Origin of the sequence: Aquimarina sp. Aq107, from assembly GCF_943733665.1 — a bacterium.
Classification (GTDB): Bacteria; Bacteroidota; Bacteroidia; order Flavobacteriales; family Flavobacteriaceae; genus Aquimarina.
Window position 1 is genome coordinate 1,452,501 of record NZ_OX030782.1, and the last position, 16,557, is coordinate 1,469,057.

Sequence of the window (16,557 nt, forward strand, 5' to 3'; positions counted from 1 at the left end):
ATAGGCTTATGCGCACGTCCTGCTAAGCAATTAGCAGGACGGAGAATTGCTTTGATAGCTTCTTTTTAGTAAAAAACGCTTTCTATTTTATAATTCTATTCTATTTAAATCAATATGTTAACTTATTATGTTAGTAATAAGTACGAAGTACAAAGTAGTAAGTTTTTAAACTTAATACTGACCACTTAGGACTTAATACTGATAACAGCTTAAGGTGGTTATAGCATCGGGGCTCACCTCTTACCATTCCGAACAGAGAAGTTAAGCCCGTTAGCGCCAATGGTACTACAATCGTGGGAGAGTAGGTCGCCGCCTTCCTTGAAAACCCTTCAATATGACATTGAAGGGTTTTTTTTATACTCAAAATCCAAATACTCAAAATACAATTAGAGGGTTTTATATAAACTATTATAAGTAAGATAATAGGATATATATGACTCTTAATTATTTTGGCGAATGAAGATATAGATCGTTAGTTATTAAGTTATAAGATGAATTGATTAGACTCTTATTCGAAGTATATAAAGATTTGAGTATAATAAGAGTTAATCATAATTAGTGGTTAACATATCACTATATCAAAAGTTATTGTACCCCTTTATCTTTATAATAATAAAACCCTTAAATCATTGGTACACGATTTAGGATTTTGATAAGACATCTTTGTTTTATTAAGTAAGTAGATTATGATGCTTTTGAAATAGTACTATTAAGATTTGATTCAATTTTGCTAAAAAACTCTTGATTTTTGTATGGTTTTCTAAGAAAATCACTAAAACCAGAACTAGGATTAAGAATTGCTTGCACAGTGTCTTGAGTATCTGATGCGGTTAACGCTATAATAGGAATGTTAGGGTCAAATTCTCTAATTATTTTGGTGGCTTCCATACCTCCCATATTAGGCATATTTAAATCCATTAATATAAGGTCATAAGAATTTGTTTTAGCCATTTCTATTGCAATAAGGCCATCATCAGCAATTTGTGATCTATATCCTTTTGTTTTTAATACGTTTTGGGTAACTATTTGGTTTATTTTATTGTCTTCGACAACTAGTATAGTATATTCTTCTTCATTTAATAAAGGAATACAATCTTTAGTTTTGTTATTTGTTGTGCTACTTTCTTTATTTGAGGAATCTATTTCAAAAGAAATGGTAAAATAGAAATTAGAACCTTCTCCTGGTGAACTTTCAATTTGAATATCTCCGCCATGTAGATTCACTAATTTTTTCACAATGTTTAAGCCTAAACCTGTTCCGGTTGTATGATCTTTAGAATCTGCTTGAGAAAACTTGTCAAAAATTAATTCTTGTTTATCAATAGGAATTCCTCTTCCGTCATCTTTAATTTCGAAGGTAATTTTTGCTTTATTGTCTATTATAACTGGGTTAATAAAGTTTAGCCAAATGTTTCCGTTTTTTGTAAACTTATTTGCGTTGCTAATAAGATTAATAAAAATTTGAGATAACCTTACTTGATCTCCAATAAGAGAATTAGGGATATCTTCATCAAAATTAAGATGTAATGTATTACCGTTTTTGTCCGCTTGATACTCGAAAGAATTTTTTATATCATCAGCTAAGTTTTTAATGTTATAAGGCGCTTCATCAAGACTTATTTCATATGATTCCATTTTGGTAACCTGAAGTACATCGTTAATTAAGTTTAGGAGATGATCAGCAGAAAATTTCATTAATTTTATAAACTTGTGATTTTCTTCATCTTTAATTCGCTCCATAAGGATAGATGATAAACCAACAACACCATATAAAGGTGTTCTTAGCTCGTGGCTAACTGTGGATATAAATTTAGTTTTTACCGCTGCCAGACGATCAGATTTTTCCTTTGAAATTTTTAATTCTTTATTTCTTAACGCTAAGGATTCTCCTAGTACCTTTGTTTTTCTATGATTATAAATGAAGAAACAAAATAGGATTAAGCATAATAATAGCAGTGATAAAGTGAAAATAGATACAGTTTGAGATTGTTTTGCCTTTTGAGTTTGAATACTGTTATTTTTATTACTTACTACTAATTTTTCTTTGAATTGATTAGTTTCTAGTTTTTCGGTTTCTAATGCTGTTTCGTGATGCTTGGTGTATTTTTTTAGAATTGCGTATGCTCTATCTTGTCTTCCAATTTTCACAAGTAGTTCTTCGTACTTTTTATAAATCGTCATTGCTTGTCTAAACATTTTGTTTTTTTCTGCAATGTATGCGGCTTCTTCAAAATGTCTTATAGCACTATTATAATTATTATGGATTTTATAATATTCACCAAAACTTAAATAGGTTATTAAAAGCTCATCAATATATTCAGAGTTTTTGCTGAAATATTTTTGACATTTTTTTAATAAGCGATATGCTTTTCTATAATTTCTGGTTTTTAGATAGATATTGGCCAGATTTAATTCTAAACTATGTTTGTAGTGGTTGTTTAGATTCTCGGAATTTTCATAAATATGTTTAATTCTTTTTAATGCTCTAGATGGCTTATTAAATCCTTCTAGATAAACTAAAGCAATATTGTTATTGACATCTATAGTTAATTCGGAATGACCTTCTAACTCTTTTATAAATAGTTCTGCAATTTTATATTCTTTTAATGCTTTTTTATATTCTTTGTTTAGAAAGTGTATTTTTCCAAGGAGATTATAAGAATATCCTTTTAGATAATATTCCTGTTGCGTATTGAATTTAGAAGAAATATCAATAATATTTTCAATTAGCATAACGCTATTAGCTCTTCCTATTGAATTTAGGTGTTCTTCTGTATGAGTAATTGTACACTCCAATTCTGGGAATGACATTTCTTCATATTGATAGGCATAAAGATTAGGGAAAAATAAGTTAAGACACAGGAAGCATATAAAATGCTTTACTATTTTAATACTTTTCATTATTCAATACGGATTTGGGGCGTTCAAATATATAAAAAAAAACGAGATTAACGGTTTAAATACAATTAATATACGTTTAAAGCGTATTTTTTTTATTTTTAACTTAATAAAAATAAGTTTATTCCTACTTTTTGTTTCAAAAGTATCCAATATTAACTAATATTAGTTGCCTTCAAAATTGATCACTTTGTTATTTTTGTCATCTATGAAAATACAATCAGCTGTAGAAGAAAGATGGAATTGGTTGACACACGCTGTTGGCTTTGTTTTTTCTTTTTTGGGTTTGATTTTATTGTTGTTTAATAATACTTACAAAACATCTTATAGTACATTTTCTGTTTTAACATATTCCATAGCATTGATAATTCTTTATTTTTCGTCATCTGCTTATCATTATACTAATGATATTATTCTCAAAAACAGGTTTAGAGTACTGGATCATATTAGTATCTATTTATTAATAGCAGGAACTTATACTCCTATAACTTTGATTACTTTATTAAATAGTAAAGGATTGTTACTTTTTACCTTAGTATGGTCATTGGCAGGTTTTGGGACAATCTTAAAACTTTTTTTTACGGGGAAATTCGAGATTGTTTCTGTGATACTATACTTATTAATGGGATGGTTAATTGTATTAGATATATCTACTTTAATTGATATTGTTGGTTCTGAAGGAATTATGTATTTGATTTATGGTGGATTAGCTTATACTGTAGGTATAATTTTCTACGCTTTTAAGAAGTTGTATTTTAATCATGTAATCTGGCATCTTTTTGTATTAGCGGGTAGTATATTTCATTATATATTTATTTTGGGGTATATCATATAATAAATAGGATAAACCATATTTTTTATGGTTTATCCTATTTTCTAAATCATCCTCTACATCCTCTGATTACTCCAAATACGTAATCATCTGCTGCTTCATTAAATTCATCTCCACAGTTTCTATCACCACTTCCGCCACTAGCATTATTTACATTACTACATTGATCATGATCCATGCAGTCTTTAGTCCATGCGCTTGGAATCCACCATCTACCGCAATCTCCTCCGCATCTTCCCATACATCCGTAGTTGGTTCTTGGTTTACTTCCAACTTTAACTCTTTCTTTATGATTCCCTCTTGAATCGTCATATTCTGCATTTACATAGGTGTTTTTTCTTATACAGGTAACGCCTTCATTTCTGCTTTTTAGAGCATTAGAATTGGAGGTAGATTTAATCTCTCTTTTATTGTATACATAATCTGATGGAGATTTACCCCAATATTCAATAAGAGCGAGTAATGTATACTCAGCCATAGATATTTCCCCTTTCTTTGTATCCAACAAATATTCAGAAATAACTCTTCCGGTATTTAATAAAGCTTCTTTTTGTGTTTCAGAAAAGTTGTTATTATGGCCATCAATAAAGATGCCTTCGTTTTCATAGTTAACCGAAGCTTCGATTGTATTTTTGTCGATAGCTAAGACAACCATAAATTGTAATTCGGACACTGCTTTTACTGAATAGTCTATGTTACTATTATTGGTGTAAAGTTTACCTGAAAAATGATTTTCATTCTCGGTTTCGAGCCCGATTTCTTCTGCTTGCGGAGAGATGTTTTCTTGAGTACATTGCACAAATAATAGTGCACATAGCAAAATTGTTATAGAGCTAACATAATTTTTCATAATTATTGAGTTTGTGTTTTAGTTAATCCTAAGATATGAAAAACTATTCAAAATAATTATTTGATAATGTTTTGATACTAATATTAAGAATTTGTTATAAATTAACTTTTAAAATTATCATTAAACTAACTTTTAATAAAATCTTTGTATTCTAAAAAGAAAGTTTCAAGTTTATCCATTTGATTGTTTAGGAATACCATAGTTTCTTTCCACTTTTTCTTATTGTGAATACTTACATTAGCTAATTCAATATATACTCTAGAAATAATTTTACCATTTTCTAATTCATATAATTCATCAAAAATTATATCGTTAATATACTCTTCTCTAATTATATTTTTTAAACTTAAAAGTTTATCAAAATAGTAAGCTTTTATTATTTCATCATGTGTTTCAATATCAATAGATACTTGAGCAAATTTTGTAGTAAAGGTAAACTTAAGGGTTACATCTTTGATTTTTGTATTATATAGTAACCACTTTCTGGGATATTTAGTACCAAAAGTGGTCCAAAATTCTTGTCTTATTTTTTTTGATTCTTCTTTACTAAACATTTTAAATAAAATATGCACTAGCTGTAGCGGCTAGAATAACCATAAGTTTGGTGATATTAAATTTATGCCCTTCATTACTTTCAAAAAGTATTGTTGTAGAAACGTGCAAAAATATACCGATAACAAGCGCTGTGATTTCTTTATAAAAGTTTTGAAGAGTCTCAAAATGTTCAGAAAGAAATGTTCCTAAAGGTGTCATTAGTGCAAAAAGAAGAAGGATCAGTAGGATAATAGGCTTTTTTATTTCGGTATTGATTAAAAAGGTAGTCAATATCATTGCTATAGGAATTTTATGAATGATAATTCCTATAAGAATACCTTCTGTATGATGAATAGGGAATCCTTCTAAAACCGCGTGAATTCCTAAGCTTATAAAAAGTAGTTTGGGAATTTGTGTAGTTTCCTTATGTAGATGTATATGGCCGTGTTCAGCTCCCTTAGAAAAATATTCTAATACTTTCTGAAGTAAAATACCAATCATAATCCAAACTCCAGTTTGTTTGGCATATTGATGATCTTCAAATACTTCTGGTAACAAGTTGAATATGGTTATTGCTAAAAGAAAAGCTCCACTAAAAGCTAAAAGTAATTTTAACTTTTTCTGATTATTAGGCCTAAATATATATACTATTAAGGAACCAATAAAAATGGCTGATATGGATAATATATAATTATACACTATTTAAATATAAGAATAAGTCGAGGAGAAGTGGTTTTATGAAATTTTTCAAGTTGGTAATTACCAAAGATATCCAATAGATCAACTTTAGCTTCTTCAAAATAGTTTTGAAAATCATTTAAAGTTAATGCTTTTACCCTTTCTGTAAAGAAAAACTCTTCATTAGTATCAGTGAACTTTATTTCTTTAAATATATATCCTGCTTTTACATACCGTTTTATATGAAAAACAATACCTGAAACCTCTTTAGTTTCTTCCGCGATAAGGTTGTCAATAACATAATCTACATTCATAAAGTCTATAACTCCAAACCCTTTTTCGTTTAGATCAGATTTTATGGCTTTTATAGTATTAAGATTACATTCTTCTTTTTCAAAATATCCAAAACTTGTAAAAAGATTAAAAATAGCTGAAAACTTTTTATTAAAAGGTTTAGACATATCATGTACTCTAAATCTTAATGTTTCGTTTTCGAATTGACTAGCGTACTCAATACTATTTTTCGAAAGATCTACTCCGGTAACATCAAACCCTAGTTGGTTTAAATAAATACTGTGTCTTCCTTTTCCACAGGCGAGATCCAGAATCTTTTCATCTGGTTCTAAACTAAGATAACCACTTAGGTTATCCATGAATTGTTGTGCCTCTGTATGACCTCTGTCTTTATATAGTATATGATAATATGGTGTATCAAACCAAGATGCATACCACATTGTAGAATCTTTTAGCATAGGGCGCAAAATTAATGTATTTTTGCGGTTTAATAATAGCGAATTAGAATATAGTGAGTAATTCATTTAAAATGGTAGCCAAAACCTTTTTCGGTTTTGAAGAAGTATTAGCAAAAGAACTACGGAACTTAGGGGGCCAAAAGGTAGAAATAGGTAATCGTATGGTTAGTTTTTATGGCGATACTGGTTTTATGTATAAAGCAAATCTTTGTTTAAGAACTGCTTTGAAAATATTAAAACCTGTTGCTGCTAAAAAAATAAGAAATGAAAAAGATCTATATTCTTTTATACAATCCATTCGTTGGGATGAATATCTTGATACTAATGATTCTTTTGCTATTTATGCGACTGTTAATTCTACAATATTTAGACATTCGCAATTTGTTTCTTTAAAATCTAAAGACGCTATTGTAGATAAGTTTAGAAAAGAAACTGGGAAACGACCTAGTGTTGATACAGACTATCCAGATCTTACAATTAATATTCATATACAACAAGATTTGTGTACGGTTTCATTAGATAGTTCAGGAGGTTCTTTGCACCATAGAGGTTATCGAACTGCTACTAATATTGCACCGATAAATGAAGTTTTAGCTGCTGGGTTATTATTGTTATCCGGATGGGATGGGCAGTGTGATTTTTTAGATCCAATGTGTGGAAGCGGAACATTGGCTATAGAGGCAGCAATGATAGCGTGTAATATTCCAGCTAATTTGAATCGAAAAGAATTTGCTTTTGAAAAATGGTTAGATTGGGATATGGATTTATTTGAAAAGATAGAGGCGGCTTCTTTAAATAAGACCAGAGATTTTAGTCACTCTATTATAGGGTTTGATAAAGCTCCTTCAGCTGTTAGGAAAGCAAAGAAAAATGTAGAAAATGCCAATCTTACTGATTTCGTTAAAATTGAAGATGCTAATTTTTTTGAAAGCTTTAAAGATGGAGATAATAAACTACATATGGTTTTTAATCCTCCTTATGGTGAACGTTTAGAATTGGATGAAGAGAAGTTTTATGCCCAAATTGGAGATACGCTTAAACAAAGTTATCCAAATACTAATGCCTGGTTTATTACTTCAAACATTGAGGCGTTAAAATTTGTAGGGTTAAGACCTTCTAGAAAAATAAAGGTGTTTAATGGTAAATTAGAATCTCGTTTGGTTAAATATGAGATGTATGCGGGTAGTAAGAAAGCTAAATTTCAGAATAAACCTTAATATTTTTAGAAGTTAAATGTTATCTTTTTCTTTTAATAAAAGGAATCAAGTAGCTTATCGTGTAGGTGTAACCTACACCAAATTCACTAAAATCATTAGTCCTTCCGTATCCCGGAATAAATAAATTCTCAAAACCTGCAGGATCTTCTTCGTTTACCAACCTTCTTAAAGAGACACTCGCTCCTAAATAAAGATTGTTTAGTACTTCTACTTTAAGCCCTAAAACAAATTCTACCCAACCTGCAGTTAGGTCCTTGGATTCTCGTCTTTCATTTCTGAAATTTTCAGGATTATTATCTAGATCGAAGAAATCCGTCCCGGTAAATATGTTGTAATTATTTAAAGTTTGGTCGAATGTTGTAAATCCGTATCGGAGTCCAGCATAGATGTTGTTCTGCATTCCATACCAATTTTTATAGGTATTGTAGTCAATTCCAAGTCTGATATAGCTTCCAGATCCTTCTACTTCTATATTGGTTTCATCCCTTAATAAAGATTCATTACCAATTTCCGCAGCCAAATAATAGTTTTTATAAACTCTATAATCTGCATTTATTTCAAACCCAGAATAATCGTCATTGACAGCGGTTCTAATTAACCTACCAATATCCACTCCAACCCTTAATCCATATTTTTCTGATGGGGGCAACGTGTCTCTTGCAGAAATATTAGTTTCTTCTTGACCTAAAATAGTACCTGAAATCAGGAGACTAATGAAAAATAAGTACGTGTGCAGCTGTTTCATCTGTTACATTATCTTCTTCTATGATTATACTTTTGATCCAATTTTCATCACCATCTTCCACAGCAACACTAGCAGTAAGTCCATTATAGTTAACTTTAAAACCGCAAGCACTACTAACATATTCTTCTACAGGTGTATATTGAAAACTAACTACATCTGTATTAGGAGTATCAGAGTCAGAATCAATGATAAACTCAAAATCTGTTAATAAACCTCTTGTTCTTAGAGGAATCATTATGGAATCTTGATTCGTTTCGTAATCAATAATGTTAAGAAACCCAGGAGATCCTATTTGTAATTCATTTGGTTGTTTGATATCAGATACTGTACCATCTTCAATAAATTTAATAATAAGTAGAGGAGTAGTCAATGTATCTTCGGCACAGATATCATCTCGTTCACAACTGGAACTAAGATATATACCAACAATTCCGAGAATAATAGGAATAAAAGCTTTATGTAACTTCATTTATGATCTTTTTTCTAATAAAACTACGTTTTCCACGTGATGTGTTTGTGGAAACATATCTACAGGTTGCACTTTTGTAACCTTATATGTACTATCTAATAACGACAAATCCCTAGCTTGTGTTGCACTGTTACAACTAACATACACAATCTTATTGGGAGAAATATTAAGCAACTGTCCTACCACATCCTTATGCATTCCATCTCTTGGTGGATCAGTAATTACAACTTCTGGTTGTCCATGAGTAGCTATAAAATCCGAAGTAAATACTTTTTTCATATCTCCTACGTAAAATTCTACGTTATCGATATTGTTATGCTTAGCATTTTCTTTTGCATCAGCAATAGCTTCTGGCACAGCTTCTACACCAATTACTTTTTTTGCCTTTTTTGCTACAAATTGTGCAATAGTACCTGTTCCGGTATATAAATCATATACTAATTCATTTCCTGTTAAACCAGCAAAATCCCGTGTTACTTTATATAATTCATAGGCTTGTTTGGAGTTGGTTTGATAGAAAGATTTTGCATTAATTTTAAAACGTAAACCTTCCATTTCTTCTTCGATATGATCTTTTCCGTGATAACAAATTACTTTCTGGTCATAAATTGTATCATTTCCTTTAGAGTTAATTACATATTGTAATGATGTAATTTCTGGAAATTCAGAAACTATGTAATCTAATAACAAGGTTCGTTTTTCTGCATCTTCATGAAAAAACTGAACTAACACCATAATTTCTCCGGTAGATACAATTCTCATCATAAGAGTGCGAAGGAAACCACTTTGCTTTCTTGCATTATAAAATGATAATTCATTTTCTGTAGCAAATGTTTTTATTTTATTTCGAATAGCATTACTAGGATCCTCTTGTAAATGACATTTGTCTATATCCAAAATTTTATCCCACATTCCAGGGATGTGAAACCCTAATGCATTTCTATTTTTAATTTCTGTATCGCTTTGGATTTCATCTAATGTTAACCAACGACTATCACTAAAAGAAAACTCCATTTTATTTCTATAAAGGAATTGATCTTCAGAACCTAGTATTGGAGTCACTTCTGGTAATTCAATTTTTCCTAATCTAGTTAGGTTGTTTATAACTTCCTGCTCTTTATAGTTTAGTTGATGCTCGTACCCCATAAATTGCCATTTGCAACCGCCACAAGTACCAAAATGTGAACAAAGAGGTTGAACACGTTTGTCAGACTTTTTATGAAAAGTAGTTGCTGTTCCTTCATAAAAAGCTTTTCGCTTTTTAGTGGTTTGTATATCCACCACATCTCCAGGTACTGCGTTATTTAGAAATATGATTTTTCCATCAGGAGCTTTAGCAATACTTTTTCCTTTTGCACCAGCATCAATCACTTCTATATTTTCAAAAACTTGCCTTTTGTTCTTTCTTGCCATAGCGCAAAAATAAGAATAGAAACTATATACTTATTAAATATTCAATATATCTTATGAAAAGAATAAAAAAAATGAACCAAATTAATATCACTACGTCTATATAATAAAGGTCACTATGATAAATGCCAATAAAACATTCGATTCTTTGTTGGTTTTACAATACCAATCTGGAAATAAGAAAGCAGCAGGGATTCTTGTTAAAAGATGGCATGGTAGATTATGTGCGCAAGCAAATTGGTATGTTAGAAATAAAGAAATCTCTAAAGATATAGTGCAGGATAGTTGGGATATAATTTTAATGAAAGTTTATCATTTAAAAGATACGAATAGTTTTGGGAGTTGGGCATTATCAATTGTTACTCGAAGGTCAATTGACTGGCTAAGAAAAAACAAAAAAGAACAGGATGTTTTAAATTCTATTATTAGAAACTCAGACCCTGTTGTTATGCCTGAAGAAGTAGAAAATGAAGAATCTAATAAGAAAATGCTGTTAAGAAGAGCTATTGAAACATTGCCAGTTGATCAGCAAATGGTATTACGTCTTTTTTATGTAGAAGAATATAGAGTTAAGGAAATAGCTAAAATTTTGGTCATTTCCGAAGGAACAGTAAAATCACGTTTGTTTACAGCAAGAGAAAAATTGAAGTTAATTTTAAAAACATAAATAATGGATAATCATATGGAAGATATTGATCGATTAATTAAAGAAACTCTAACACAAGAAGAAGCAAAGTTTTATGATGAATTAGATGAACAAAATATGATCGAAATGATTGGAGGTCTTTACAAGACTAAAAATAAGTGGATCATAATTTTGATGAATTTTGTAAATGTAATTGCCTTTGGATTATTTGTGTATTGTTTAGTGAAATTTTTAAATACAGATAATACGAATGAATTGATCAAGTGGGGTAGCGGGGGATTTTTGGCTATTATGACTGCATCAATGTTAAAATTATTTTCTTGGTTACAGATTGATAAAAACGCATTATTGAGAGAAATTAAAAGATTAGAATTACAAATTTCTTCGATAGCAAATAAAGTATAATAATAGCATGTTCAAAGATCTTGTTAATTATTAATTATGCAATTAATAGTAATATTATTTTGAATAATTAAAAATAGAATCTATTCCAAGCCTTAAAATTAAATAATAAATAAAGATTTAGTAATTTGCGACTCTCTTAGGGATGATTTCTCTCCCACGCTGAATTTTCGAGTCTTTTCGAAAGGATAAAGGTATAGAAGGAATGGTTATTTTATCAATTTAAATTATTAAAAATGGCTGTTTTAGAAAAATTAACTTCTCAACAAGCAATCGATTTAGAAAACAAGTATGGAGCTCATAACTACCACCCTTTACCAGTAGTTTTAAATAAAGGAGAAGGAGTATATGTTTGGGACGTAGAAGGAAAGAAGTATTATGATTTCCTAAGTGCATATTCGGCGGTAAATCAAGGGCATTGTCACCCTAAGATAGTAGGAGCTATGATGGAACAAGCTCAGACATTGACATTAACTTCTCGTGCATTTTATAATGATAAGCTAGGAGAGTATGAGAAATTTGCTTCTGAATTTTTTGGTTTCGATAAGTTGTTACCTATGAATACAGGTGCAGAAGCTGTGGAGACCGCTTTGAAAATTTGTAGAAAATGGGCATATGAGAAGAAAGGTATTTCAGAAAATGAAGCTCAAATAATTGTTTGCGAAAACAATTTTCACGGTAGAACTACAACGATTATTTCATTTTCTAATGATCCAGTAGCACGTAAAAACTTTGGACCTTATACATCTGGTTTCATCAAAATTGAGTATGATAACTTAAAAGCATTAGAACAAGCGTTAGAAAATAATACGAATGTTGCAGGTTTCTTAGTAGAACCAATACAAGGAGAAGCTGGAGTTTATGTACCTTCTGAAGACTATTTGTCAAAGGCTAAAGCTTTGTGCGAAAAACACAATGTACTTTTTATTGCAGACGAAGTACAGACAGGTATAGCCAGAACAGGTAGGTTGTTAGCTACTTGCGGTAATTGTTCTTGTAGTGATAAAAACTGTTCAAGTACACCAAATGTTAAACCTGATGTCTTAATACTTGGTAAAGCACTTAGTGGTGGAGCATATCCAGTTTCTGGTGTTTTAGCTGATGATCATATTATGGAAGTAATCAAACCAGGTAATCACGGAAGTACTTTTGGAGGAAATCCTGTTGCTGCTGCGGTTGCTGTTGCGGCTTTAGAAGTAGTAAGAGATGAAAAGCTTGCAGAAAATGCTTTTGAACTTGGTGAATTATTCAGATCAGAAATGAATGAGTATATCAAAACATCGAGTATAGTAAATCTTGTTCGTGGTAAAGGATTATTAAATGCCATTGTTATTAATGATGATGAAGAGAGTGAAACAGCATGGAATATTTGTGTAGCTTTAAAAGAAAATGGGTTATTAGCAAAACCAACTCATGGTAATATCATAAGATTTGCTCCACCATTAGTGATGACAAAAGAACAATTGCTAGAATGTGTGGCAATTATAACAAAAACGTTAAAAGAGTTTGAGTAAAACTTTTTTGATCGAATTAAAATAGTAAAAAGAGTAGGAACAAGTTTTCTGCTCTTTTTTTATGGAGCTAGATGACAGAAAGGAGCACTACTGATGTTACGCAATATCCAGTAGGTAATAATTGTAATAAGGATGATATATGTGAAGTATTTGTTGTAAGTCCAATCTTTGAGTTTTTTATTTAAAAATCTTTTAGCAGTATAATTATATAGTTTTATAAATAAAACGATTGCTAATATTACAAATAATAGATTATGTTGTAAAGCTTGTAAGATTCTACCATTTAATAAATCATGAATAGCTCTTTGACTTCCACAGCCAGGACAGTGATACCCTGTTAAAAAATGGAAAGGACAACTAGGAAAAAAACCTTCACCAGTACTGGAGCCAGGATCATTTAAGTAGTAATATCTTATAAAAAAAAATATAGGTACTAACGCTAGTAAGTACCCATATTTTAAATATTTGTTTTCTGTTTTTTTAGAAATTTCCATTAGCACCTAGAACACTAAATAATGCTACTCCGTATATTAAAAACATTACAACCCAAAGTAAAACACCACCTATAATTCCTATAAGTCCCCATAATTTGGCATTTTTTGATGCAGCAACGGCTCCTTCGTAATCTCCTGCATCATATTTTGAATTTACTTGAGTTGAATAAATAATACTTACAATACCTGTAATTAGACAACATAAAATTGTAGAAATAATTGCTAAGGCTAGATGATTGTTAGGTCTCGGTTGATTAGCTTCCATAAAAATAAACTTAATTTAGTAATTAATTAGTATTAAATAATAGTGTAAAAGGGGTATTAAATAAATTTACGAGGTACAATATACACAATTTGAGTATTCTGGAAATTAATGTTTAGAAAAAAACTAATATTTGATACTTTTGTGCCATGAATATATTGAAAGTAAAAAAGATTATAAGTTTTCTTTTAATTTTAATAGGAGCTTTTCTACTAATAAGTGAAATAGCTTCTACTAAAAAGGATTATTACCTGCAGGCAGGTGGTATTATTTGTTTAATGAGTGGTGTGTTTTTAATTAATACAAAAGTTACATCGAGGTTTCCGGAAAATGCTATAGATAATCCAGAAAAAAAGGATAAAGAGTAGATGAGTATGATAAAAGTTGGAGATGTAGTTTCTGTATTGGATGAGCCAATATCTGGTAAAGTTATTTCAGTTATTGGGAATGAGGTTACTATCGAATCTAATGATGGATTTGATATGATGTTTTCGGCAAATGAGTTGGTTAAAGAAGAATCCGATAATTTGATCGTTCCATCTTATGAAGAAGTACAAAAGAATCTTCAGCAAAAAGAAATTTTTAAAAAGAAATCTAAAAAAAAGATCTTAAAACCTAAAGAAAGAAGTGTTCCTGCTATGGAAGTAGATCTTCATATTCATAAACTAGTAAAATCTACAAAAGGATTGTCTAACCATGATATGGTTACCCTACAGTTGGATACAGCAAAAAGACAATTAGATTTTGCTATTAACAAACGTATTCCTAGTGTGGTGTTTATTCATGGAGTAGGGCAAGGAGTGCTAAAAGAAGAACTACAATATTTATTTGGTAGATACGATAATATACGTATTTCTGATGCAGATTATAAGAAATACGGATTAGGTGCAATGGAAATATATATTATTCAAAATCCAAGAAATTAACCCTAGTTAGTTATTGTGATATTGTCTAAACCGAGTACTAAAGATTGTTTTCTAATAGCAATTCCGTTTCCTTCTAAAGTAATATCTTTTAGTGTTACTGTTCTAGAATATGTGGTTTCCGTTGCAGAAGTAGTAAGTTCTTCATAGCTAATTTCTGCAGTTCCATTAGAACTTATTAACTCTTGTGTTACAGTAATGCCACTAACAGGAATACTACTACAGAAATATTCATCTCCGTCAATAGAAGTGTCAAATTCTCTATATATAAACTGATTATTAGTAGTGTTTAGAGTGATTACTGTAGCTTCATCTAATGATATCTCCGAAACGGTTGTAGGATTAAGTTCAAAACTAGTGTCTGTAAAGTTTAGAGATAAGGATCTATTTATATCTTGATCAACTACAAAAAACACAAAAGTATTATCATTTTCATTAGAACAATTTTCTAGATCACCGGTTAAATCATCAACAGAAACTTCTATAAGATCACCTTCGCTGCAACCGATCAACAACAGTAAAAAAAATAAAAAACACAGTCTTTTTATCATCATTCTAGTCTTCATTTTTAGGAGTGGTTATTGAGATGGTTTCATCTCTAAAACCAAAAGAGAATTCATCATTAGTAAATTGATCATTAACTTCGTTTAGAATAAGATTATCTATTGATAATGTAGTTCTAAAAATAGTAATAACCGTATTGTCAAGAATAGAGGGATTATCTGTATTCGCATTTGACTCATCGTTATTAGGATTATTAGCGTCAAGATAATTCGGGATTCCATCGCCGTCATCATCGTCATCCAAAAGATTTTCATTTCCATTGGTATCTTCATCTCTTGTAGGGATTCCGTCATTATCATCGTCAGGATCTAAATAATTCGGTGTTCCATCTCTGTCTGTATCATCATCTCTAGGATTTCCATTACCATCGACATCTTCGTCTAGTGTATCAATATTGTCATTATCATCATCTGCATCAAGATAGTTTGGTGTTCCGTCCATATCCGTGTCCAGAAAACTTTCATCATTAGGATCACTATTAATTAACTCTACACTGGTTAACACGTTATCATTATCATCATCCTGATCTTTAAAATTTGGGATTTGATCATCATCAGTGTTATATCCATCTTCAATCCCTAAATCATCAGCTGTTTGATCTGTATTTCCAATAGCACTATCATCCATAGCATCATCAAGGTAATTGGGAACACCATCGCCATCAGGATCAGCTTCTGGATCAATTCCGTTAGGAGATTCCTCAGTAGATTCTAATCCATCATTATCATCTTCACTGACAATCTGATTTATGATAGTGGCTTGACCACTTACGCTTAAAAGTTCTTCGGTTACTATAATGTTACTATCAGGGATGTTACTACAATAATAGTCTGAGGTAATCGTATTATTAAATTTTCTGTAAATTAAACCATTATCGGTGTCTTCTAAATCGATAATAATAGGGTTTTCAGTTTCAGTAGTTTCAGAATATGTAGCATCAATAAAATTATAGGATATAGATTCATTGATAGAAGTATTGATCTTAAAGAAAACAAACTCATTGGTTGTAGCTCCTTCACAAAGTTGAAGATCAACATCATCAAACTCAAAACTTGTTACGATAATATCACCATCATCACAAGAAGCTAATACTAAAAAGGTAAAAATATATAAAAGCTTTTTCACTGTTTGCATTTTGAAAATTAATAACAAAGTAACGTTTCGTTATAGAAACAATAACGTATTAAAAGTTTTTCTTTTTTATAAAGACGAATGAAATTTATAAATGTTCATTCTAATATTATTTTTGTACGTTTCGACAAAAATAATGGAATTGAAAGATTATAACGCTCGGTGTGGAAAATAATTTTATTTGAATTAGATTTGCGGTGTTATAATAAGGATATAATAAAATGAGTACTCTGTTA

Annotated in this window: 19 protein-coding genes and 2 rRNA genes (1 of these 21 cut by a window edge); 9 read left to right on the forward strand and 12 right to left on the reverse strand. The window is 30.3% G+C overall.

Annotated elements, in window-relative coordinates; all coding sequences use genetic code 11:
- A 23S ribosomal RNA gene (locus tag NMK29_RS05840) occupies positions 1-14 on the forward strand; it begins 2,808 nt to the left of the window's first position.
- Between the two features lie 196 nt (positions 15-210).
- Positions 211-318, forward strand: a 5S ribosomal RNA gene (gene rrf, locus NMK29_RS05845).
- Between the two features lie 366 nt (positions 319-684).
- On the opposite strand, the gene NMK29_RS05850 is transcribed toward rrf, so the two are convergent.
- A complete protein-coding gene (locus NMK29_RS05850; RefSeq protein ID WP_108803007.1) occupies positions 685-2,901 on the reverse strand; it encodes an ATP-binding protein in 2,217 nt (738 codons plus the stop codon).
- A gap of 205 nt (positions 2,902-3,106) precedes the next feature.
- On the opposite strand from NMK29_RS05850, the gene NMK29_RS05855 reads away from it, so the two are divergent.
- Positions 3,107-3,733, forward strand: coding sequence for a hemolysin III family protein (locus tag NMK29_RS05855; RefSeq protein ID WP_108803008.1), 627 nt, complete (start codon positions 3,107-3,109; stop codon positions 3,731-3,733).
- 46 nt (positions 3,734-3,779) lie between these two features.
- On the opposite strand, the gene NMK29_RS05860 is transcribed toward NMK29_RS05855, so the two are convergent.
- The 4 genes from NMK29_RS05860 to NMK29_RS05875 form a co-directional block, all read right to left on the reverse strand.
- A complete protein-coding gene (locus NMK29_RS05860) occupies positions 3,780-4,580 on the reverse strand; it encodes a hypothetical protein (RefSeq protein ID WP_108803009.1) in 801 nt (266 codons plus the stop codon).
- A 125-nt stretch (positions 4,581-4,705) separates the two neighbouring features.
- Complete coding sequence (locus tag NMK29_RS05865) at positions 4,706-5,134, reverse strand: DUF4268 domain-containing protein (protein WP_108803010.1); 429 nt, start codon at positions 5,132-5,134, stop codon at positions 4,706-4,708.
- Between the two features lies 1 nt (position 5,135).
- Entirely contained in the window at positions 5,136-5,813 is a 678-nt protein-coding gene (locus tag NMK29_RS05870; RefSeq protein ID WP_342667683.1) for a ZIP family metal transporter, read from the reverse strand.
- Entirely contained in the window at positions 5,813-6,544 is a 732-nt protein-coding gene (locus NMK29_RS05875) for a cyclopropane-fatty-acyl-phospholipid synthase family protein (protein ID WP_108803011.1), read from the reverse strand. Before NMK29_RS05875 ends, NMK29_RS05870 begins: the two co-directional genes overlap by 1 nt.
- Before the next feature lie 71 nt (positions 6,545-6,615).
- Between NMK29_RS05875 and NMK29_RS05880 the strand changes: the two genes are divergently transcribed.
- Positions 6,616-7,761, forward strand: a complete 1,146-nt coding sequence (locus NMK29_RS05880) for a class I SAM-dependent RNA methyltransferase (RefSeq protein WP_108803012.1) — start codon at positions 6,616-6,618, stop codon at positions 7,759-7,761.
- A gap of 19 nt (positions 7,762-7,780) precedes the next feature.
- Here NMK29_RS05880 and NMK29_RS05885 read toward each other — a convergent pair whose 3' ends face one another.
- Genes NMK29_RS05885 through rlmD form a run of 3 tightly spaced genes read right to left on the reverse strand, consistent with a single transcriptional unit; the run spans position 7,781 to position 10,388 of the window.
- The gene (locus NMK29_RS05885; RefSeq protein WP_108803013.1) at positions 7,781-8,506 is read right to left on the reverse strand and encodes a DUF6048 family protein; all 726 of its coding nucleotides are present in this window, start codon (positions 8,504-8,506) and stop codon (positions 7,781-7,783) included.
- On the reverse strand, positions 8,472-8,975 hold the full coding sequence (locus tag NMK29_RS05890) for a DUF6452 family protein (protein ID WP_027392940.1): 504 nt from the start codon (positions 8,973-8,975) through the stop codon (positions 8,472-8,474). The genes NMK29_RS05885 and NMK29_RS05890 overlap by 35 nt, the downstream gene beginning before the upstream one ends.
- A complete protein-coding gene (rlmD, locus tag NMK29_RS05895) occupies positions 8,976-10,388 on the reverse strand; it encodes a 23S rRNA (uracil(1939)-C(5))-methyltransferase RlmD (protein WP_108803014.1) in 1,413 nt (470 codons plus the stop codon).
- A gap of 115 nt (positions 10,389-10,503) precedes the next feature.
- On the opposite strand from rlmD, the gene NMK29_RS05900 reads away from it, so the two are divergent.
- The 3 genes from NMK29_RS05900 (at position 10,504) to rocD (ending at position 12,947) form a co-directional block, all read left to right on the forward strand.
- On the forward strand, positions 10,504-11,052 hold the full coding sequence (locus NMK29_RS05900; protein ID WP_234424243.1) for an RNA polymerase sigma factor: 549 nt from the start codon (positions 10,504-10,506) through the stop codon (positions 11,050-11,052).
- A 3-nt stretch (positions 11,053-11,055) separates the two neighbouring features.
- Positions 11,056-11,436 carry a DUF6768 family protein gene (locus NMK29_RS05905; RefSeq protein WP_108803015.1) on the forward strand — a complete coding sequence of 127 codons (381 nt, stop codon included), beginning with the start codon at positions 11,056-11,058 and terminating at the stop codon, positions 11,434-11,436.
- A 233-nt stretch (positions 11,437-11,669) separates the two neighbouring features.
- Positions 11,670-12,947 (forward strand): ornithine--oxo-acid transaminase, encoded by a 1,278-nt coding sequence (gene rocD / locus NMK29_RS05910; protein WP_108803016.1) that lies wholly within the window; start codon positions 11,670-11,672, stop codon positions 12,945-12,947.
- Positions 12,948-13,006: 59 nt separating this feature from the next.
- On the opposite strand, the gene NMK29_RS05915 is transcribed toward rocD, so the two are convergent.
- Positions 13,007-13,441 carry a DUF2752 domain-containing protein gene (locus NMK29_RS05915; RefSeq protein WP_108803017.1) on the reverse strand — a complete coding sequence of 145 codons (435 nt, stop codon included), beginning with the start codon at positions 13,439-13,441 and terminating at the stop codon, positions 13,007-13,009.
- A complete protein-coding gene (locus NMK29_RS05920) occupies positions 13,428-13,706 on the reverse strand; it encodes a CD225/dispanin family protein (RefSeq protein WP_108803018.1) in 279 nt (92 codons plus the stop codon). The genes NMK29_RS05915 and NMK29_RS05920 overlap by 14 nt, the downstream gene beginning before the upstream one ends.
- A 146-nt stretch (positions 13,707-13,852) precedes the next feature.
- On the opposite strand from NMK29_RS05920, the gene NMK29_RS05925 reads away from it, so the two are divergent.
- Both NMK29_RS05925 and NMK29_RS05930 read left to right on the forward strand, forming a co-directional pair.
- Positions 13,853-14,071, forward strand: a complete 219-nt coding sequence (locus NMK29_RS05925) for a hypothetical protein (RefSeq protein ID WP_108803019.1) — start codon at positions 13,853-13,855, stop codon at positions 14,069-14,071.
- Positions 14,072-14,629 carry a Smr/MutS family protein gene (locus tag NMK29_RS05930; RefSeq protein ID WP_108803020.1) on the forward strand — a complete coding sequence of 186 codons (558 nt, stop codon included), beginning with the start codon at positions 14,072-14,074 and terminating at the stop codon, positions 14,627-14,629.
- A gap of 2 nt (positions 14,630-14,631) precedes the next feature.
- Here the strand turns inward: NMK29_RS05930 and NMK29_RS05935 are convergent, their stop codons facing one another.
- Together NMK29_RS05935 and NMK29_RS05940 are read right to left on the reverse strand one after the other, a co-directional pair.
- Positions 14,632-15,192: a hypothetical protein gene (locus NMK29_RS05935; RefSeq protein WP_108803021.1), complete on the reverse strand. Its 561-nt coding sequence runs from the start codon at positions 15,190-15,192 to the stop codon at positions 14,632-14,634.
- On the reverse strand, positions 15,182-16,315 hold the full coding sequence (locus NMK29_RS05940) for a hypothetical protein (protein ID WP_159092183.1): 1,134 nt from the start codon (positions 16,313-16,315) through the stop codon (positions 15,182-15,184). The genes NMK29_RS05935 and NMK29_RS05940 overlap by 11 nt, the downstream gene beginning before the upstream one ends.
- Positions 16,316-16,557: the final 242 nt, after the last annotated feature.

Coding starts and splice junctions, on each gene's coding strand:
- NMK29_RS05850 (WP_108803007.1), bottom strand. CDS start 2,901: ATGAAAAGTATTAAAATAGTAAAGCATTTTATATGCTTCCTGTGTCTT.
- NMK29_RS05855 (WP_108803008.1), top strand. CDS start 3,107: ATGAAAATACAATCAGCTGTAGAAGAAAGATGGAATTGGTTGACACAC.
- NMK29_RS05860 (WP_108803009.1), bottom strand. CDS start 4,580: ATGAAAAATTATGTTAGCTCTATAACAATTTTGCTATGTGCACTATTA.
- NMK29_RS05865 (WP_108803010.1), bottom strand. CDS start 5,134: ATGTTTAGTAAAGAAGAATCAAAAAAAATAAGACAAGAATTTTGGACC.
- NMK29_RS05875 (WP_108803011.1), bottom strand. CDS start 6,544: ATGCTAAAAGATTCTACAATGTGGTATGCATCTTGGTTTGATACACCA.
- NMK29_RS05880 (WP_108803012.1), top strand. CDS start 6,616: ATGGTAGCCAAAACCTTTTTCGGTTTTGAAGAAGTATTAGCAAAAGAA.
- NMK29_RS05885 (WP_108803013.1), bottom strand. CDS start 8,506: ATGAAACAGCTGCACACGTACTTATTTTTCATTAGTCTCCTGATTTCA.
- NMK29_RS05890 (WP_027392940.1), bottom strand. CDS start 8,975: ATGAAGTTACATAAAGCTTTTATTCCTATTATTCTCGGAATTGTTGGT.
- rlmD (WP_108803014.1), bottom strand. CDS start 10,388: ATGGCAAGAAAGAACAAAAGGCAAGTTTTTGAAAATATAGAAGTGATT.
- NMK29_RS05900 (WP_234424243.1), top strand. CDS start 10,504: ATGATAAATGCCAATAAAACATTCGATTCTTTGTTGGTTTTACAATAC.
- NMK29_RS05905 (WP_108803015.1), top strand. CDS start 11,056: ATGGATAATCATATGGAAGATATTGATCGATTAATTAAAGAAACTCTA.
- rocD (WP_108803016.1), top strand. CDS start 11,670: ATGGCTGTTTTAGAAAAATTAACTTCTCAACAAGCAATCGATTTAGAA.
- NMK29_RS05915 (WP_108803017.1), bottom strand. CDS start 13,441: ATGGAAATTTCTAAAAAAACAGAAAACAAATATTTAAAATATGGGTAC.
- NMK29_RS05920 (WP_108803018.1), bottom strand. CDS start 13,706: ATGGAAGCTAATCAACCGAGACCTAACAATCATCTAGCCTTAGCAATT.
- NMK29_RS05925 (WP_108803019.1), top strand. CDS start 13,853: ATGAATATATTGAAAGTAAAAAAGATTATAAGTTTTCTTTTAATTTTA.
- NMK29_RS05930 (WP_108803020.1), top strand. CDS start 14,072: ATGAGTATGATAAAAGTTGGAGATGTAGTTTCTGTATTGGATGAGCCA.
- NMK29_RS05935 (WP_108803021.1), bottom strand. CDS start 15,192: ATGAAGACTAGAATGATGATAAAAAGACTGTGTTTTTTATTTTTTTTA.